This window comes from Dysosmobacter sp. Sow4_B12, assembly GCF_052116665.1.
In the GTDB taxonomy this organism is placed as follows: Bacteria; Bacillota; Clostridia; order Oscillospirales; family Oscillospiraceae; genus Oscillibacter.
The window spans coordinates 44,661-62,331 of the sequence record NZ_JBQKKR010000004.1; the positions used below are offsets into that span (position 1 = coordinate 44,661).

Sequence of the window (17,671 nt, forward strand, 5' to 3'; positions counted from 1 at the left end):
CCTGGGGCGCTGTACGCAAAATTACCGCAAAAAATAAAGAAAAAATAACGCAAAATTTGCGATGAGCCAAACGCCGCTCCCCGAAAATATCGGGAGAACGGCGTTTTTGTTAAATGTCTGTCATTTTTGCGCTACAAAAACGAAAAATTTACGAAAATTTGCCTGGAAACGCGGTGAGAAGTGACGGAAATTCCATGTTAATTTTAGGTAAAACGTAAAATATACAACGTTTGCGTAAAAAATCGCTCTCTTGTTACTTGAAAAAACGTTCACGTGTGCTAGAATAATAGCACACTGTAAAACACAAACCAACAAGGAGTGGAAAATCATGGATCAACTGTTCTGGATCGGATTTGTCGGCGCGATCATCGCCGGCCTTTTTGCCGTTACGCAGGCAAAAAAGGTCATGACCTATTCCGAGGGCACGGAAAAGATGCGTAAGATCGCCGCATCCATCCGCGCCGGCGCCAATGCATACCTCAAGCAGCAGTACACCACCGTGTTCAAGGTGTTCGTGGTGGTGTTCATCGCCCTGCTGATCATCGCTTTCGCCTCCGGCGGCAAGATGCTGTCGAAGTTCACCCCCTTCGCCTTTGTCACCGGCGGCGTGTTCTCCATGCTGGCCGGCTTCATCGGCATGAAGATCGCAACCAACTCCAACGCCCGCACCGCCCAGGCTGCCTCCGAGAGCCTGAACAAGGGCCTGCGGGTGGCCTTCTCCTCCGGCTCCGTCATGGGCTTCACCGTGGTGGGCCTGGGCATGCTGGACATCACCATGTGGTTCTTCCTGCTGCGCTATGCTTTCGGTATCAGCGATCCCGCCCAGCTGGGCAACATCATGGTCATGAACGGCATGGGCGCTTCCTTCATGGCGCTGTTTGCCCGTGTGGGCGGCGGCATCTACACCAAGGCCGCCGACGTGGGCGCTGACCTGGTGGGCAAGGTGGAGGCCGGCATCCCCGAGGACGACCCCCGCAACCCCGCCACCATCGCCGATAACGTGGGCGACAACGTGGGCGACGTGGCCGGCATGGGCGCCGACCTGTACGAGTCCTATGTGGGCTCCATCCTGGCGACCTTCGCCCTGGGCGCCGTGGGCGGCTACGGCTTTGCCGGCATGCTGCTGCCCATGGCTTTGGCCGTCACCGGCATCATCTGCTCCATCATCGGCTCCTTCCTGGTGAAGACCAAGGAGGACGCCACCCAGGAGTCCCTGCTCAAGAGCCTGCGCACCGGCACCTACACCGCCGCTGTCCTGGCCGCCGTCGTGGCCGCGCCTTTGACCTATTTCATTCTGGACGGCCACATGGGCGTGTACGTTGCCATCCTCTGCGGCCTCGTAGGCGGCTGCGCCATCGGCTACTTCACCGAGTACTACACCTCCGATACCTATAAGCCCACCCAGGAGCTGGCGGCCGCTTCCGAGACCGGCTCCGCCACCATCATCATCGGCGGCATCTCCCTGGGCCTCAAGTCCACCATGACCTCCATCCTCATCGTGGCCGCGGCTGTGCTGGTGAGCTACTTCGCCGCCGGCGGCTCCACCGTCATCGTGGACGGCAGCGGCGTCTTTACCGCTGCCTTCAACCAGGGCCTGTACGGCATCGGCATCGCCGGCGTCGGCATGCTGTCCACCCTGGGCATCACCCTGGCAACGGACGCTTATGGCCCCGTGGCCGACAACGCCGGCGGCATCGCCGAGATGAGCGGCCTGCCCGAGACCGTCCGTGACCGCACCGACGCCCTGGACTCCCTGGGCAACACCACCGCCGCCACCGGCAAGGGCTTCGCCATCGGCTCCGCCTCTCTGACCGCTCTGGCCCTGCTGGTCTCCTACGTCAACATCGTCCAGGAAAACACCACCGAGACCTTGAACTTCACCCTCACCAGCCCCACTGTTCTGGTCGGCATGTTCGTCGGTGCGATGCTGACCTTCGTGTTCTCCGCGTTCACCATGAGCGCCGTGCAGAAGGCCGCCCAGTCCATCGTGGTGGAGGTCCGCCGCCAGTTCCGGGAGATCGCCGGTATCATGGAATATAAGGTAGACCCCGATTACGCCTCCTGCGTGGCCCTGTGCACCAAGGGCGCCCTGCATGAGATGGTGGCGCCCGCCATCCTGGCCATCGTGGTGCCCATCCTCACCGGCCTGGTGCTGGGTCCCACCGGCGTGGTCGGATTGCTGGGCGGCGTGTCCGTCACCGGCTTCGCCATGGCCGTGTTCATGTCCAACGCCGGCGGCGCCTGGGATAACGCCAAGAAGTACATCGAGTCCGGCCACCACGGCGGCAAGGGCTCCGAGTGCCACAAGGCCGCCGTCGTGGGCGATACCGTGGGCGACCCCTTCAAGGATACTTCCGGCCCCTCTTTGAACATCCTCATCAAGCTGTGCTCCACCGTGTCCATCGTGTTCTCCGGCCTGATCCTGGCCTTCAACTTGATGAACCTGCTGTAAAACACAGCCTGTAAGCCAGCGTTCCCGGTCTCCGGCCTCCGCCTTTCGGCGGAGGCCGGTTTTTTCCTTTTTCGCAGAAAATTCCGCTAAAATTTGGCCGGGACACCGGGAGCGGGAAATTTTCATCCCTGCTTGACAGGGTAATCGTTTACCGATATAATAATGGGCGGAAAAACACCGGAACCCCTTGAAAACGGTAAAATTCCGGAAAAATACAACACAGGAAAGGAAAGCACGAAACATGATCTATTCTACTGAAGTGCAGAATATGTGCCCCGTCGCCAAGGGCGCGTACCATGGTCCGGCTCCCATCCCCGAGGAGGGCAAGTGGGTCCAGGCCAAGGAAATCAAGGACATCTCCGGCCTGACTCACGGCGTGGGCTGGTGCGCTCCCCAGCAGGGCGCCTGCAAGCTGACTTTGAACGTGAAGGACGGCGTCATCGAGGAGGCCCTGGTGGAGACCCTGGGCTGTTCCGGCATGACCCACTCCGCCGCCATGGCGTCTGAGATCCTCATCGGCAAGACCCTGCTGGAGGCTCTGAACACCGACCTGGTGTGCGATGCCATCAACACCGCCATGCGGGAGCTGTTTTTGCAGATCGTCTACGGCCGCACCCAGACCGCGTTCTCCGAGGGCGGCCTGCCTGTGGGCGCCTCTCTGGAGGACCTGGGCAAGGGCCTGCGCTCTCAAGTGGGCACCATGTTCGCCACCAAGGCCAAGGGTCCCCGCTACCTGGAGATGGCCGAGGGCTACTGCACCCGCATCGCCCTGAACAAGGACGACGAGATCATCGGCTATGAGTTCGTCAACCTGGGCAAGATGATGGACGCCATCAAGAAGGGCGTGGACGCCAATGAGGCCCTGGAAAAGGCCAAGGGCCACTACGGCCAGTTTGACGCCGCCGTCAAGTACATCGACCCCCGTCACGAGTAAGAAAAGGAGGAATTGACAAATGGCTCTGTTTGAAAGCTACGAGAGAAGAATCGACAAGATCAATTCCGTCCTGGCCCAGTACGGAATCACCAGCGTGGAGGAGTGCCGCGACATCTGCAAGGCCGCCGGCTTCGACCCCTACGACATCGTCAAGGGCATCCAGCCCATCTGCTTTGAAAACGCCTGCTGGGCCTACTGCGTGGGCGCCGCCATCGCGCTGAAGAAGGGCGTCAAGACCGCCGCCGAGGCCGCCGAGGCCATCGGCGAGGGCCTGCAGGCCTTCTGCATCGCCGGCTCTGTGGCCGAGGACCGCAAGGTGGGCCTGGGCCACGGCAACCTGGGCGCCATGCTGCTGCGTGACGAGACCAAGTGCTTCGCCTTCCTGGCCGGCCACGAGTCCTTCGCTGCCGCCGAGGGCGCCATCGGCATCGTCCGCAACGCCAACAAGGCCCGCAAGGAGCCCCTGCGGGTCATCCTCAACGGCCTGGGCAAGGACGCCGCCCAGATCATCTCCCGCATCAACGGCTTCACCTACGTCCAGACCCGGTTTGACTACTACACCGGCGAACTGAACATCGTCCGGGAGGTCCGCTACTCCGAGGGCGAGCGGGCCAACGTCCGCTGCTACGGCGCCGACGATGTCCGGGAGGGCGTGGCCATCATGCACCACGAGGGCGTGGACGTGTCCATCACCGGCAACTCCACCAACCCCACCCGTTTCCAGCATCCCGTCGCCGGCACCTATAAGAAAGAGTGCATCGAGCAGGGCAAGAAGTACTTCTCCGTTGCCTCCGGCGGCGGTACCGGCCGCACCCTGCATCCCGACAACATGGCTGCCGGCCCCGCCAGCTACGGCATGACCGACACCATGGGCCGCATGCACTCCGACGCCCAGTTCGCCGGCTCCTCCTCCGTGCCCGCCCATGTTGAGATGATGGGCTTCCTGGGCATGGGCAACAACCCCATGGTCGGCGCGACTGTCGCCGTGGCTGTTGCTGTTGCCGAGAGCCAGAAGTAAGAGGGCTTTTTCAGAGTTTTTGACCCTGAAAAGTTCGGACGCCTGAGTTTCATTCAAATCCAAGCAGGAAGCACGTCATCTTCGTGAAAATGCGAGAGATGTGCTTCCTGTTTTTGCGTATTTGGAGGGTAAAACGATGAAGAAAATCAGGATGTGCTTCCCCAATGAAAAGACGTTTCAAGAGGGCTTTGAAGAGTATATTTTGGATTGTAAAGCCCGCAACCTGCGGGATGGCACGATCAACCATTATCGGGAATCCATTAAGCAAATTTACAAGCGTATCCCGGCAGACACGCCGATTTCTTCAATGTCCCCACAGACGATGGCGGATTTTTATATTTCGTTGAGGGAAGACCCTGATTTGAACGAAGTTTCTATGGGAACGTATGCGAGAGACTTGAAAACGCTGATGCGATTTTTTATGAAATGTAAGTATCTGCCGTTCTTTGAAATCCCTCTCCCAAAAGCAGATAAAGCCCCCATCCAGACATACACGGACGATGAATTGAAGATGCTGCTGAAAAAGCCGGATGTGCGGAAGTGTATCTTTTCTACTTATCGCAGTTGGGTGATTGTCAATTTTCTTCTTTCTACTGGCGTCCGCCAAAACAGTCTTATTAACATCAAAATCCGGGATGTGGATTTTGATAATTCGGTAGTCTATGTGAATACCACAAAGAACCGCAAACCTCTCATTATCCCCTTGAATGAGGATATTATCAAAATCCTCAAAGAGTATTTACAGTATCGCGGCGGAGGTATTGATGATTGGCTTTTTTGCTCTGTCTATGGCAAGCAACTTACCAGAAGCAGTAATTATCACGCACTTTGGGATTACTGCCACGAAAGAGGATTAGAACAGACAGGCGTTCATCGTTTCAGACACACATTTGCGAAAAAGTGGGCGACTATGGGAGGTTCGGTTGTGGTTCTTCAAAAGATACTCGGTCATAGCAGCCTTGCGATTACAGAGGGATATTTGAACCTTTTGACGAGTGATTTGAAGAAAGAGATGGACGAAGTAAATATTATTCGGAGCCTGAAACAGGAACACATTCGGATGCGGGCATAATGAAGCATCTTGGAACATCTTTTTACATCTACGAACAAAAGGGAAGGTGATTGAACACCTTCCCTTCATCTTTATTCATCTTGATACATCTCCGCAGCCTTTTGAAGAAACTTTTTCATTCCCTCAACTGCTGGCTCCGGGCTTAATATCTTCATTGATTTTCCAAAAGTAGCAACCCACGCATAAAACGGCGGGCTTAACTCAACAGGCACATTGACGGTGAAATGGTTATCGTCATAAGGAACCATCATTGTATCCTTGCCGAACTGATCTATAACAGCATCCGCCAGCCGATTATGAACCCGTATCCTCACATTGTAGGCTTCTCCGTGATACATACTGAATACTTTTGCCCTTTGGTCGGTCAGGTTTTTCTTGTCGTATTCATCCCCACCATCCCGTTTTTCCAATAGTGGGCGAGAAATACCCTCCATTCTATCCACTCGGTATGTCCTGAACTTTTTGCCGTCGTAGGCATAAAGATAATAATTGCCGTCGTTCCACATCAGGGCGTAGGGACTGACAATAATTCTTTCACCGCTCTTGGAGTAGGTTTGCGGATTATCCTTGTTGGGGGTGTAATGGAAATAGCGAAACGCTATTTTGCGATCTGTGGCGATGGCCTCGTGGATATGATCAGCGTCTTTCACAACGCTTTCATTTAGACCGCGGACACGCCCGGCAACATACGCTTGGCGGTTTAGGGAGGCTTTCGTATAGTTGTCTGCGAGGTCAGTAATTTTTTGAGTAATCGCCCTCGCTTGGCTCTGCGGAATGAACTTTGAGGACTGGATACCATCGACCATTAACCGCAATTCGTGAGGCTTGAACTTTGGATTTTTCACCCAATACCCGCCCGCACCTTTATGTGCGTGGGCGTTGAACTGAATATCAAGTTTCATTGTGCCTCGCAACACATCAAGGTCGCTGTATAGTGTGTGCGGTGAGATGTAGATTTCAAATGTTTCAAGATAGTCCAATATCTCTTTTCGAGAAACAGGGTGCTCCTTATTTGTGTGCTTTTGGAAATATTCATACAGGAGAAATTGGCGCTCGGCGGGGGTGTATTTGATTTGTAAATCGAGATCATCCATTTTCATATACTATCCTCCCACGCCGTTTTCACGATTATACCACGCCAACAGCAAAAAAGGGCAGGATGAGCCTGCCCTTTAAGTATGATTTTCAATCTCTTCTTCTATCCTGGCAACCAGTTCGCTGGGCCGAATATCAAGAGCCAATGCGATTTTCCACAGCGTTTCAAAATTTGCCTGTTTTGTCCCGTTTTCGATCATTGTCAGGTGAGTGCGTGCAATTCCCGCAAAGCCGCTCAACACATCTTGGGAAATTCCCTTTTCTTTGCGGAGGTCTCTAATTGCCTTTCCAACAGCAAAGTTATCGAACTGCACACAATCACCTCTTTTCTCTTCCATAGTTTAAGAGAAAAAGAAGTAATTTAAGTCTGCGATAATAGACATTTATGGAATAATATGCTATTATGATATTTACATCAACATAGGAGGTTTCGTCATGAAAAAGAAATTCTTGTGTCTTATGCTTACTCTTGTTATGGTTTTCAGTTTAGTTCCCTCTGCTGTTGCCGCAAATGATGAAGCAACACAGGCCGCCCAGACCCTGTACGAGCTGGGTCTGTTCAGGGGAACAGGCACCAATCCCGATGGCACCCCTATTTTTGCTCTGGAACAAACCCCCACCCGTAATCAGGCGGTTATCATGCTGGTACGTTTGCTAGGCAAGGAAGAAGAGGCTCTTGCCGGAAATTGGGAGCTTCCTTTTGCGGATGTAGCAAAGGGCTCCACAGCTTATCCTTACATCGGTTATGCTTACGCCAACGGCTTGACCAGTGGAACTACCGCAACTACTTACAGCGGCACAAATCCGATCAAGGCAAATCAGTATATTACCTTTGTTCTTCGTGCGCTGGGTTATGAGTCTGGCAAGGACTTCCAGGTAGGCACATCCTATCTGCTTTCCGACCAATTGGGCATCACCAGTGGTGAATATGCCAATGCCTCCGCTTTTACTCGAGGTGATGTGGCAAAAATTTCCCTGAATGCCCACGAGGTTCAGGAAGTAGTGGCGACCGCCCCCTACTGGGGTCTTCCCGCCAACATCCGCTGGATTTCCGAACCGAAGACGGAAGCGGATCTGGACAACAACATACTATATTCTTTCCTCTTCGGCAACTACTCCCTGAATTTCAGCAACATAGGTACTACAGAGGAAGCAGATGCTCCAACCCTAATCAATACCATGCGGACTCGCATCAAAGCACTGAGCATCACCTATCCGGAGCTGGCAGGTGTATTCTCCAACACCTTTATTGGCTGTGGAGCAAACCCTGACGGTGTATTTATTGACTTTCCTCAGTCTTCCCTGAGTATCGAGGAAATTTACGTCCAGCAGATAGGCGCTTTGGGTGCGGCGCAGGCAATCCAGAACGAGCTGCACGAAAGAGGAAAGATTACCGACGACATGACCCAAAAGCAGATCGCGCAGGTATATTATGACCATCTCAGAGGAATGAACGTATCCGTAGGCGGCGGTCCGGAGGCAGCAAAGCAGGGGAAAAGTGTCGAATTCGACTCTCCCTACGCCTGTCTGGTTCTCAAAAAGGCAGACTGCGTTGGCAGAGCGGGCGCATTCAATCTGCTGATGCATCTGGAAGGCATTTCTGCGCAGGGTGTCGGTGGCAGCATTAAGGGAACCGACACCGGCCACGTGCTGAACCGCGTTATCCTGGATGGCGAGACCTATTACTGCGACTGGGGCAACAATCATCCGCTGGCACAAAACATTGATTCCTGGTTTATCTTCGATTGATAGAACATGATAGAAGCAAGAAGACGGCAGAGGATTATCTCTGCCGCCTTTTTGCTTTTACCGTTCCAAAAGGCCAATGGTGAGGTCTCTAATTGCCTTTCCAACAGCAAAGTTATCGAACTGCACACAATCACCTCTTTCCTCTTTAACAGTTTAAGAGAAAAAGAGACGTTTTATGTCTATGATAGTAGATGCTGCATGGATAATATGCTATCATACTGTTTATATCAAAAATAGGAGGGTTAGCCATGAAAAAAAGAGTATTGTGCTTGATTCTTACCCTGGTTATGATTTTCGCCCTCGTTCCCTCTGCGGCTGCTGCAAGTGATGAGGCTGCCGAGGCGGCGGAGGCTCTGTATGAGCTAGGGCTTTTCAAAGGAACTGGCACCAATTCTGACGGAACGCCCATCTTTGACCTGGACAAGACGCCCACCCGGAACCAGGCCATCATCATGCTGGTGCGTCTGCTGGGCAAAGAGGAAGAGGCCAAAGCCGGAACGTGGGATATTCCCTTTACAGATGTTTCCGACAGTATGAAGCCTTACATCGGCTACGCCTACACCAATGGCCTGACCAACGGTTATACCGCTACCACCTACAATGGCGGCGCCCCTGCCAAAGCCAACCAGTACATCACCTTCGTCCTGCGGGCGCTGGGCTATGAATCCGGCAAGGATTTTGAGGTCTCTACGGCATGGGAATTGTCCGACAAGTTGGGTATCACGGCGGGGCAGTACAACTCCGCCAACGCAGGCAGGTTCGTCCGCAACGATGTGGCATACATCTCTTGGAGCGCCCTTTCTGCTACGGTTTGCGGCACGGAACAGTTGCTGGCGGAAAAGCTGCAGGCGGAAGGAGCCATTTCGCAGGATGCTCGGGTTCTCTATCGGCAGGATGCCGCTCCGGCAGGTCTGACGTTCCGGACGATTCCCAAAACAGGGTATGGTTGCTGGGGCTATGTTCCGAGCTACTTCAAACTCAAAAGCATGGAATACGCCCCTGACGGCGAGTATGTATATTTCCGTATGCACTATGACAGTGCTACCGTACAGGAATTTTTTGTGATGCCCGCTAACTGGGAACGAGGTGAGTTGGGCGAGATGGTTCTCTATGCCGCCGAACCGGGAAGCAGTATTTTTACCTGCAAGCTGCCAAAAGCATGGTTCAGGGACTATGCAAACCTCTCCATCGGCCCTTCGGAGGACGGCAACACGGCACCGGACTATGTCATTGAGATAGGGTATCTGCAGCTGACGGAGGATGACAGTGCCCCCGTGTTCCTGCCCTATGGCGACATCATTGACGACAGCTATGAAGTTCCTAATTTCAAGTTCCGCTCTGTGGAACGCGCACGGGTGTTGGGAGGTTATCTCTACCGCGTGAATTTCACCAACACCATGAACCGCGACATTCAGTTCTGGACGGTGAAAGAGCATCAAACAGAGGGCTGGAACACGGGGTTGATGCACCGTGTGGAACTGAAAAGCGGAGACTCTTCCGCGTTCTACTTTGTGCCCGACTATGTAAGCGACGCTTACGATGCAGTATACGCCCGCGTGCGCGACAACCCGCAGAATGGCAGCTTCCAGGAGCACGCTTACATCGATATTTATTTTCACGGACTCCCCGTCTTAAAAGAAGACTGGGACAGTCAGTGAATATACGCCTTTTACATCAGTCAAACATTATCCCCCATTGGCGGATCGACAGCCTCCAGCAGGGAGCCGATTTCTCGGCTCCCTGTTCGTCTATCCTTCCAAAAGATCAATGTATTTATAAACCGTCGTTCTGCTCAAATCGCACACCCTTGCCAACTCACTTACATTCAACTGTTTCTTCTTGTAGGCGGGATAATGGCGGAGGAACACGGCGGGAATATCATCCACGGTTGCCTGTGGTCTGCCAATCTTCGCTCCCTTGGCCTTGGCGTTTGCCATTCCAGACCGAACGCGGGAGCGGATCATGGACAACTCCAATTCTGCGAAGATGCCGGACATTTGCAAAAATGCCTTGGTCATGGGATCAAGTTCGCCGGAACGGCAGTCAATGGTGATACTGCCGATGATCTCCAATCTCAACTTCTGCTTCTGGATGCGGTCAATGATCTCACAGAGCTGCTTTGTGCTTCTGGACAGTCTGGAAACCTCTGTGGTAATGATTGTGTCGCCGGGTCTGGCCTGTTCCAGCAGCAAGGACAACTGCTTTTTCTCGTCAGCGTCACCGTGTTCATACTCTACAAAAAGGCTCTCTGCGCCTGCTGCTTTCAATTCCCGCACTTGGCGGTCAATGTCCTGCTTGGTTTCGTTGGTAGAGCATCTTGCGTATCCGTGGTTCATTTGATCTGTCTCCCTTCTGGAATGCTCCACGGGCTTTGTATTGCCCGTGGAGCGTTTTTCTTATCAGCAGGATACGGAGAAGCGGCGGCTGCTGACGGGCTTTGTGAAGTCCTTGTAGAGGTCAGCATACAGACGCTTGAAGGCGGTGCTGTCAAAGCGGTTGGAGATCACATTGGTGAAGCGGACGATGTAAGCCCCGGCAACCAACTCTTCGGTGTTCTGCCGAACCATCTCTTCCTTGATGGCCTCCCGGATGGCGTCGGCCTTGGCCTTTGCCTTGGAAGCCAGCTCGTCGTAGTTGTTCATAGTCTCGATCATGGAAATCATTTCGTTCTTGCTCATTTTTCATTTCTCCTTTTCTTCGTTTGATCGGGTGGATTATAGAGGGAATATCCGATTCGTCCTCGGCCCGTCCGTCGCAGCCACCCGATTTCTCTTAACTGTCTATATAATACTACGAAATTCGTAATTTGTCAATACGTTTATCGTAATTTATTTTACGAAATTCAAAATATTTTTTCGCTATCCGTATTGACCAAATACGATATTCGTAGTATGATGTATTCGTAGAAAAAGGAGGGTTTCTATGATAAAGTTCAAGGTCAAGGTTATGCTTGCTATGCGGGACATGACGCAGAAAGAGCTCGCGGAGCGGACGGGCATTAGACCGCCCACAGTCTCTGCAATCTGCACTGGAGCCGTCAAACATCTGCCAGTGGAGGCATTGGATAAGATTTGTGAAGTTTTGGATTGCCAGCCCGCCGATCTCATGGAGTATGTGAAAGAGCCTGTCCAATAAAACAGTTGTTTACCTGAACGGCGGCGGAGGCTCCAAAAGAAGCAGAAAAAGCCCAAATTAGGTGCGAATTTTGTTCAAGGAATTACTGCCCCCATTTTATGGACATCCCCGGTCAATTTCGGGAAAAATATTTTTTCACTTGCCGTTTCAAATTTGGGGTGGGCTACGCTCCCGCTAAATGGTGGTTTTAATCCAGAAGACGGTGCTCATGTCCGCAAACGATAGAGCACCGTCTTCATTCAAAATTCCTGTGCAAGGATAGCAGTCTTTTTTCGAAGCCATTCTGCTGTTCGATCCATTTTCGCCAATACTCTGGAAATGTTTTTTTCATTGTCACCAGAAAGATCAATATGCTCATAACTGTTTATCACCGCCTGCTGGAACACTTCGTCATCTAAATAAGCCTCTAACTTTTCTGGGGATGTATAATCTGCAAGAATACAGTCCGAAACGCCATAATAGCTATACCAAACATTACCATGATCGTCTTTTTTGAAATAAGCCATAATTATTATTCCTTTCTTAACTTTCTATAATTATTATAACAAATATTTAATAAAAAATCAAAAAAGGACGTTTTTCCAATAAAATGTGATACTATTTTAGGATATTTACCGTTAAACGATAGAAAACGAAAAAAGGCGGAAGTCGCTCTTTTCAGAACGGCTTCCGCCTTGCTTTATTTCCAATCCTTGAATATATCGTCCAGAGCCTTGTCCATTGCGGCTTTCAGGCTCTTTTCCATGATCCTGAACAGCTCCGCTTCCAATACAGAGGATTGCTTTTTCTTCTTTCGCTTCTTCTCTTCTGCTGTCATTTCTTTACCTTCACCTCACTTGAAATATTGAGGTCAAGAGGCTCGGCAGTTTCTTCCTGTGCCATGTAGTAGTTCATCATGAACGAATCGTGTGCATCTTCCAGACGCCACGCGGTAAGGGTTCCGGCAGTCGGTTCACCCTCCAGAGAGTTCCGAAGCTGCTGCTTGTGTGCCTACATCATTTTCTAAACATCTAATTGAGAATAATTCATGAATCTGTCTCCTTGCTATTTTTTAGAGGATTTCCCTCATGTATATTTGAAAATTGCTCCATCTGGATTGATTTCTTTTGTAATTCTAAAATCTCGGACAGAGTAATTGCTTTTGCAATTTCGTTGATTTCGTATTTGAGTCCGCCGAACAGGGCGCACAGCAGCAGGTCCTGCCCGGCGAAGGGGGAGGCGGTGGAGACGTCCACCGGCAGCAGGTCCGTGATGACGAAGGAGGCGGCGGCGTACACGAACACCGCCCAGACGGAGTAAATGGTGAACACGGCGCCCTGCCGCTTCAGGCCGAAAAGGAACAGGGGGATGTTCAAAAGCAGAAGAAACAGAGACAGGGTGTATTCCTCCGGCGTGACCTGCCACAGCAGCATGGAGGTGCCGGAGATACCGCTGTCATACAGGTGGACCGGCGCCAGAAACATGGTGACGCCGACGGCGTTGACGGTGCCGGCCGCCAGCAGCAGCAAAAAGTTCAGAGGCCGCAGCCGGGACAGGACGGCGGGAAGAGAAGCTCGTTGTTTCATAGGACCCTCACTTTCCGAAAAATGAAATAATACATCATGATACCACAGCGGAAAGAGAGAATCCCGTTTGTTTCTTGTTAAGAAACTCGCGTATAAAAAAGCCGGGACGCCTTGGAGCGTCCCGGCGGGGAAACCGGAAAGGGAACTTAGTCCTTGCACAGGCCGGCGGTGATGATGGCCATGGAGTAGACCTCCTGGGCGTTGCAGCCGCGGGAGAGGTCGTTGATGGGGGCGTTCAGACCCTGCAGGATGGGGCCGTAAGCGTCAAAGGAGCCCATGCGCTGGCAGATCTTGTAGCCGATGTTGCCGGCGTTGATGTCGGGGAAGATGAAGGTGTTGGCATGGCCGGCCACCTTGGAGTCGGGGCACTTGGTGCGGGCCACGGTGGGGGACACGGCGGCGTCGAACTGCAGCTCGCCCTCCATGGCCAGGTCGGGATAAGCGGCGTGGGCCTTCTCGAAGGCGTGACGCATCTTGTCCACGTCCTCGCCCTTGCCGGAGCCCAGGGTGGAGTAGCTCAAGAAAGCGATCTTGGGGTCGATGCCGAAGGTGCGGGCGGTCTCAGAGGTCTCGTAAGCGATCTCCACCAGCTCGTCCTCGGTGGGCTTGATGTTGATGGCGCAGTCGCCCATGGCCAGGACCTCGCGGTCGCCGGTGGCGGAGGGACGGACCAGAATGAAGCAGGAGGAGACGATCTTGCTGCCGGGCTTGGTCTTGATCAGCTGCAGGGCGGGACGAACGGTATCGGCGGTGGAGTAGGTGGCGCCGCCCAGCAGAGCGTCGGCGTAGCCCATCTTCACCAGCATGGTGCCGAAGTAGTTGGCCTGGCCCAGGGTGGCGCGGCACTGCTCGACGGTCATCTTGCCTTTGCGCAGTTCCACCATGGTCTCCACCATCTTGTCCATCTCGTCGAAGTTGGCGGGGTCAATGATGATGGCGCCGCGGATGTTGAAGCCGGCTTCCTCGGCGGCCTTCTGGATCTCGTCCTCGTTGCCCACCAGAACGGGGGTCAAGAAGGTGCCGGACAGCAGGCGGGCGGAAGCCTCCAGAATGCGGGGATCGGTGCCCTCGGTGAACACGATCTTGCGGGGATGGGCCTTCAGCTTTTTGATGAGAAACTCAAACATTTTCATTTCCTCCACAATTATACATGTTGGGGTAACATTTCATACCAAGTTCATTATACACGACTGGCATGCAGGGTCAATTGGAAAATGGGAGCATGACGCCGAAAATTTACGAAATATTCACCTTTCCTTCTGGCAAATGTGCAAAACTGACAAGACACGTTCCAGATGCTGTGGCGGGGAAAGTGTCGCCTGCACCATACATAGATGCGTGTTTTGCCCGCCGGGGGCTTGACGAATACAGAAAAACAGGGTATCATGAAACGGTAACAAATTGTTACTTTTTCGGAAACGACCTGTTTAGGGAGAGTATATGAGCAATCGACAGAAAAAGACCGGCGCCCAGCGGCAGAATGACCGCGGCGGGCGGCGGCTGACAAATGAACAGCAGGCGGCCCGTGCCTCCCGGGAGGAGGGGCGGACAAAGGCCGCCGCCGCGGTCCTGCCGGAGGAAACGCCCCGGGAGACCGCGCCCCGGCGGAAGAAGCACCGCCCGGAAGGCGGCACCGCCACCGTGCGGGAGACGGCGGCCCGTCTTTGGCAGGCTGTCCGGCAGAAGGCCCAGCGGGCCCGCCGCCGCTGGCGGCACATCGTCCGGGAGAAGCGGGCCAGCAACTTCCCGGAGTCTGAGCGGGCGCCCATCCAGCTGCTGCTGTTTGCCTGGAGCATGCTACCCATGGTGGGCAGCCTCCTGCGGGAGGCCACCTGGGGACGGCGCAAGCGGGCCATCCACCACGTGAGCCACATGCGTGCCTGGAGCGAGCACCACCGCATCCACCCGGCGGCGTTCCTGGGGGTGGCCAGCGGTCTGGCGGCCATCGCGCTGTTTTGCTCCTTCTACACGGTGGGCACCACCGTGACCTACGACGGCGAGACCATCGCCGCCGTCAGCTCCCGGTCCGCCGTGGAGGAGGCCTGCTCCAATCTGGAAAAGGTGACCACCCGGACCCTGGGCACCACCTACTCCATCGACGATTCCCTGATCCAGTATTCCTCCGGCCTCATGCGCCGCCAGGACGTGGTGGACGGGGATACCTTTGAGGAGGACCTGTCCCAGGAGATCGGCCTGGTGACCCGGGCCTACTGCCTGTACGTGGACGGGGAGCGCATCGGCGCCACGCCCTACGAGGGCGCCCTGGAGGAGCTGCTGGAGCAGCTCAAGAGCGCCGCCACCAACGCCGACACCATTTCCTGCGCGTTCAAGGAGAAGGTGGAGGTCAAGGAGGAGTACGTCCCCACGGAGCAGATCATGAACCTGGGGTATCTGGCGGAAACGCTGTACAGCACCAAAACCGCCGAGGTTACCTACGAGGTGAAAAAGGGCGACACCTGGTCCCAGATCGCCAACAGCAACGGGCTGACCTCCGCGGAGCTGCTGGCTCTGAACCCCGGCTATAACATTGACAAGCTGCAGATCGGCGAAGTGCTGACCCTGTCCGCCTCCGTGCCCTATCTGACCATGACCGTGGTCCAGCGGGAGCGCTATATCGACGACGTTCCCTTCAAGATCGAGTATACGGACTCCGCCAACCTGTACAAGGGCGATTACAAGGTCACCTCTCCTGGCGAATACGGCGCCGCCGACGTGGTGGCAAACGTCACCTATGTCAACGGAGAGGAGACAGAGCGCACCGTGCTGTCCTCTGTGACGCTGAAGGAGCCTGTGACAGAGCAGCGTCTCCAGGGCACCAAGGAGCGGCCCACCTGGCTGCCCACCGGCACTTTCCGCTGGCCGGTCACCGGCCGCATCACCTCCCGATTCGGCGGGCGGAAGTCCCCCGGCGGCATCGGCTCCACCAACCACAAGGGTATCGACATCGCGGCGCCCCGGGGCACGCCGGTCTATGCCGCCGACGGCGGCACCGTCACCTACGCCGGCTGGATGAGCGGCTACGGCTATCTGGTCCGCATCAGCCACGGCAACGGCTACGAGACCTACTACGGCCACAACAGCAGCCTCACCGTTTCGGTGGGCCAGCATGTGTACAAGGGCCAGCAGATCGCCCGGGTGGGCTCCACCGGAAACTCCACCGGCAACCACTGCCATTTTGAGGTCCGCTATAACGGCGTGGCCAAGAACCCCTTGAACTATCTGCCGTGATCAATCTGCAAAAAACGCCTCCCCGCTCAGCGGGGAGGCGTTTTTTTACCGCGTTCAGCAGGGAGGCGGGGCGCAGGTGGCCCGCTCCACCAGGGTGGGGGTGATGAGCTTGCCGGTGTACTCATCGCGGCTGTCGCTGTCGATCAGCTCCAGCAGCAGCCGCACCGCCGCCCGGGCCAGCAGCGGCGTATTCTGAGACAGGGTGCTCAAGCGGATATTGGGCAGGGCGGCGTATTCGATGTTATCGAAGCCCAGAATGGACAGCCGCTCCGGAATAGCGATGCCACTCTCGTCCGCCGCCTGGATGGCGCCCAGGGCCACCGCGTCGGAGGCGGCGAACAGCGCCGTCTGGGACAGGGGGGCGGCGAAGAGCCGCCGGGCCATCTGGTAGCCGCTGGAAATGGCGGAGGAGGGGCCGGTATTTTCCACGGTGGTCACCGTCATTCCAAGCTCCCGGGCGGCGGCCAAAAAGCCGGCGTGGCGCAGGGTGTGGGTGACGCTGCCGGACCGCAGGCCCAAATACGCCACGTCCCGGTGGCCCAGACGGTGGAGATACTCCGCCGCCATGCGGCCGCCCACGAAGTTGTCGGTGCTGACGGAGTTGACCCGGACGCCGGAGGCCTCCGGTACGCAGGAGCCCAGCAGCACGGTGGGCAGAATGTCCCGGCAGCGGCGCAGCAGATAGCGGGCTTGGTCGCTGGCGCTGCTGAGGAGGATGCCGTCCACCTGCTGGCCGATGAGAAAGTCGATGAGCTCCTCGATCCGCCCGTCGCCGGGGCGCCCGCTGCACAGCATCACCTGGTAGCCCAGCTCCCGGGCATAGGTCTCGATGTTAAAAGAGAGCGTGGCGTGAAAGGGATTGGCGATGTCCGGCAGGATGAGGCCCAGCACGTTGGTGCGGCTGGAGATCAAGCTGCGGGCCAGCAGGTTGGTCCGGTAGCCCTGCTCCCGGCAGATGCGGAGGATGCGCTCCCGGGTCTCCGGGCTGATCTCCGGACCGTGGTTGAGGGCCCGGGACACCGTGGTGACGGAGACGCCGGACAATCGGGCGATGTCCTTGATGGTGACACGCTGCATGAGACTCCTCCTAACTGCGCAGCGGCATTATTTTCGGTAACGTTTGCAAAAATGGGAAAAACACAGGGCGCGCAGGTGAAATGCCGGGGGAAGCCGGGGGATTTGCCCGGCGCACCGGCGAAAAACCGGGACGCTTTTGAACAAAATGGAAAAAACACAGGGAAATTACCGGAATTTTTTTGTATTTCCGCCTTCTTTGTTTGCTCCATTATAGCAAACCCCAAGGACAGAAGATACTATGCAAAACGCACAAAAAAGGAAAAGGGACATACATGAAAATGTGGAAAATGCGGAAGTTCTATTGACAAGTTCCGTATTCCAATGGTAATGTATCACCATGAGGACG

Annotated in this window: 18 protein-coding genes; 9 read left to right on the plus strand and 9 right to left on the minus strand. The window is 55.0% G+C overall.

What is annotated here, in order from left to right; all coding sequences use genetic code 11:
- The first annotated feature begins 328 nt into the window (after positions 1-328).
- The 4 genes from ACTQ4R_RS06350 (at position 329) to ACTQ4R_RS06365 (ending at position 5,476) form a co-directional block, all read left to right on the plus strand.
- Positions 329-2,452, plus strand: a complete 2,124-nt coding sequence (locus ACTQ4R_RS06350; protein ID WP_441626939.1) for a sodium-translocating pyrophosphatase — start codon at positions 329-331, stop codon at positions 2,450-2,452.
- Positions 2,453-2,693: 241 nt separating this feature from the next.
- Entirely contained in the window at positions 2,694-3,386 is a 693-nt protein-coding gene (locus tag ACTQ4R_RS06355) for an iron-sulfur cluster assembly scaffold protein (RefSeq protein ID WP_441626941.1), read from the plus strand.
- 19 nt (positions 3,387-3,405) lie between these two features.
- A complete protein-coding gene (locus ACTQ4R_RS06360; protein WP_441626943.1) occupies positions 3,406-4,404 on the plus strand; it encodes a GGGtGRT protein in 999 nt (332 codons plus the stop codon).
- A gap of 136 nt (positions 4,405-4,540) precedes the next feature.
- Entirely contained in the window at positions 4,541-5,476 is a 936-nt protein-coding gene (locus ACTQ4R_RS06365) for a tyrosine-type recombinase/integrase (RefSeq protein ID WP_441626945.1), read from the plus strand.
- Positions 5,477-5,547: 71 nt separating this feature from the next.
- Here the strand turns inward: ACTQ4R_RS06365 and ACTQ4R_RS06370 are convergent, their stop codons facing one another.
- Together ACTQ4R_RS06370 and ACTQ4R_RS06375 are read right to left on the minus strand one after the other, a co-directional pair.
- Entirely contained in the window at positions 5,548-6,576 is a 1,029-nt protein-coding gene (locus tag ACTQ4R_RS06370; protein WP_441626947.1) for a helix-turn-helix transcriptional regulator, read from the minus strand.
- A 72-nt stretch (positions 6,577-6,648) separates the two neighbouring features.
- On the minus strand, positions 6,649-6,909 hold the full coding sequence (locus tag ACTQ4R_RS06375) for a helix-turn-helix domain-containing protein (protein ID WP_268821444.1): 261 nt from the start codon (positions 6,907-6,909) through the stop codon (positions 6,649-6,651).
- A 97-nt stretch (positions 6,910-7,006) separates the two neighbouring features.
- Here ACTQ4R_RS06375 and ACTQ4R_RS06380 point away from each other — a divergent pair, with 97 nt between their 5' ends.
- Positions 7,007-8,320 carry an S-layer homology domain-containing protein gene (locus tag ACTQ4R_RS06380; protein WP_441626949.1) on the plus strand — a complete coding sequence of 438 codons (1,314 nt, stop codon included), beginning with the start codon at positions 7,007-7,009 and terminating at the stop codon, positions 8,318-8,320.
- A 248-nt stretch (positions 8,321-8,568) separates the two neighbouring features.
- A complete protein-coding gene (locus ACTQ4R_RS06385; RefSeq protein ID WP_441626951.1) occupies positions 8,569-9,978 on the plus strand; it encodes an S-layer homology domain-containing protein in 1,410 nt (469 codons plus the stop codon).
- A 90-nt stretch (positions 9,979-10,068) separates the two neighbouring features.
- Here ACTQ4R_RS06385 and ACTQ4R_RS06390 read toward each other — a convergent pair whose 3' ends face one another.
- A complete protein-coding gene (locus ACTQ4R_RS06390) occupies positions 10,069-10,656 on the minus strand; it encodes a recombinase family protein (protein ID WP_441626952.1) in 588 nt (195 codons plus the stop codon).
- Between the two features lie 63 nt (positions 10,657-10,719).
- The gene (locus ACTQ4R_RS06395; protein ID WP_441626954.1) at positions 10,720-10,998 is read right to left on the minus strand and encodes a hypothetical protein; all 279 of its coding nucleotides are present in this window, start codon (positions 10,996-10,998) and stop codon (positions 10,720-10,722) included.
- A gap of 244 nt (positions 10,999-11,242) precedes the next feature.
- On the opposite strand from ACTQ4R_RS06395, the gene ACTQ4R_RS06400 reads away from it, so the two are divergent.
- Positions 11,243-11,455 carry a helix-turn-helix domain-containing protein gene (locus ACTQ4R_RS06400; RefSeq protein WP_441626956.1) on the plus strand — a complete coding sequence of 71 codons (213 nt, stop codon included), beginning with the start codon at positions 11,243-11,245 and terminating at the stop codon, positions 11,453-11,455.
- A gap of 239 nt (positions 11,456-11,694) precedes the next feature.
- Here the strand turns inward: ACTQ4R_RS06400 and ACTQ4R_RS06405 are convergent, their stop codons facing one another.
- From ACTQ4R_RS06405 to pta, 4 genes are all read right to left on the minus strand, one after another.
- The gene (locus tag ACTQ4R_RS06405) at positions 11,695-11,961 is read right to left on the minus strand and encodes a hypothetical protein (RefSeq protein WP_441626958.1); all 267 of its coding nucleotides are present in this window, start codon (positions 11,959-11,961) and stop codon (positions 11,695-11,697) included.
- Between the two features lie 173 nt (positions 11,962-12,134).
- Positions 12,135-12,272 (minus strand): hypothetical protein, encoded by a 138-nt coding sequence (locus ACTQ4R_RS06410; protein WP_441626960.1) that lies wholly within the window; start codon positions 12,270-12,272, stop codon positions 12,135-12,137.
- A gap of 208 nt (positions 12,273-12,480) precedes the next feature.
- The gene (locus ACTQ4R_RS06415; RefSeq protein ID WP_441626962.1) at positions 12,481-13,020 is read right to left on the minus strand and encodes a YitT family protein; all 540 of its coding nucleotides are present in this window, start codon (positions 13,018-13,020) and stop codon (positions 12,481-12,483) included.
- 146 nt (positions 13,021-13,166) lie between these two features.
- Positions 13,167-14,147 carry a phosphate acetyltransferase gene (gene pta / locus ACTQ4R_RS06420; protein ID WP_441626964.1) on the minus strand — a complete coding sequence of 327 codons (981 nt, stop codon included), beginning with the start codon at positions 14,145-14,147 and terminating at the stop codon, positions 13,167-13,169.
- A 313-nt stretch (positions 14,148-14,460) separates the two neighbouring features.
- Here pta and ACTQ4R_RS06425 point away from each other — a divergent pair, with 313 nt between their 5' ends.
- Positions 14,461-16,248: a peptidoglycan DD-metalloendopeptidase family protein gene (locus ACTQ4R_RS06425; RefSeq protein ID WP_441626965.1), complete on the plus strand. Its 1,788-nt coding sequence runs from the start codon at positions 14,461-14,463 to the stop codon at positions 16,246-16,248.
- Positions 16,249-16,302: 54 nt separating this feature from the next.
- On the opposite strand, the gene ACTQ4R_RS06430 is transcribed toward ACTQ4R_RS06425, so the two are convergent.
- Positions 16,303-17,325 carry a LacI family DNA-binding transcriptional regulator gene (locus tag ACTQ4R_RS06430; protein WP_441626967.1) on the minus strand — a complete coding sequence of 341 codons (1,023 nt, stop codon included), beginning with the start codon at positions 17,323-17,325 and terminating at the stop codon, positions 16,303-16,305.
- Positions 17,326-17,376: 51 nt separating this feature from the next.
- On the opposite strand from ACTQ4R_RS06430, the gene ACTQ4R_RS06435 reads away from it, so the two are divergent.
- Positions 17,377-17,601: a hypothetical protein gene (locus tag ACTQ4R_RS06435; RefSeq protein ID WP_441626969.1), complete on the plus strand. Its 225-nt coding sequence runs from the start codon at positions 17,377-17,379 to the stop codon at positions 17,599-17,601.
- Positions 17,602-17,671 lie beyond the last annotated feature (70 nt).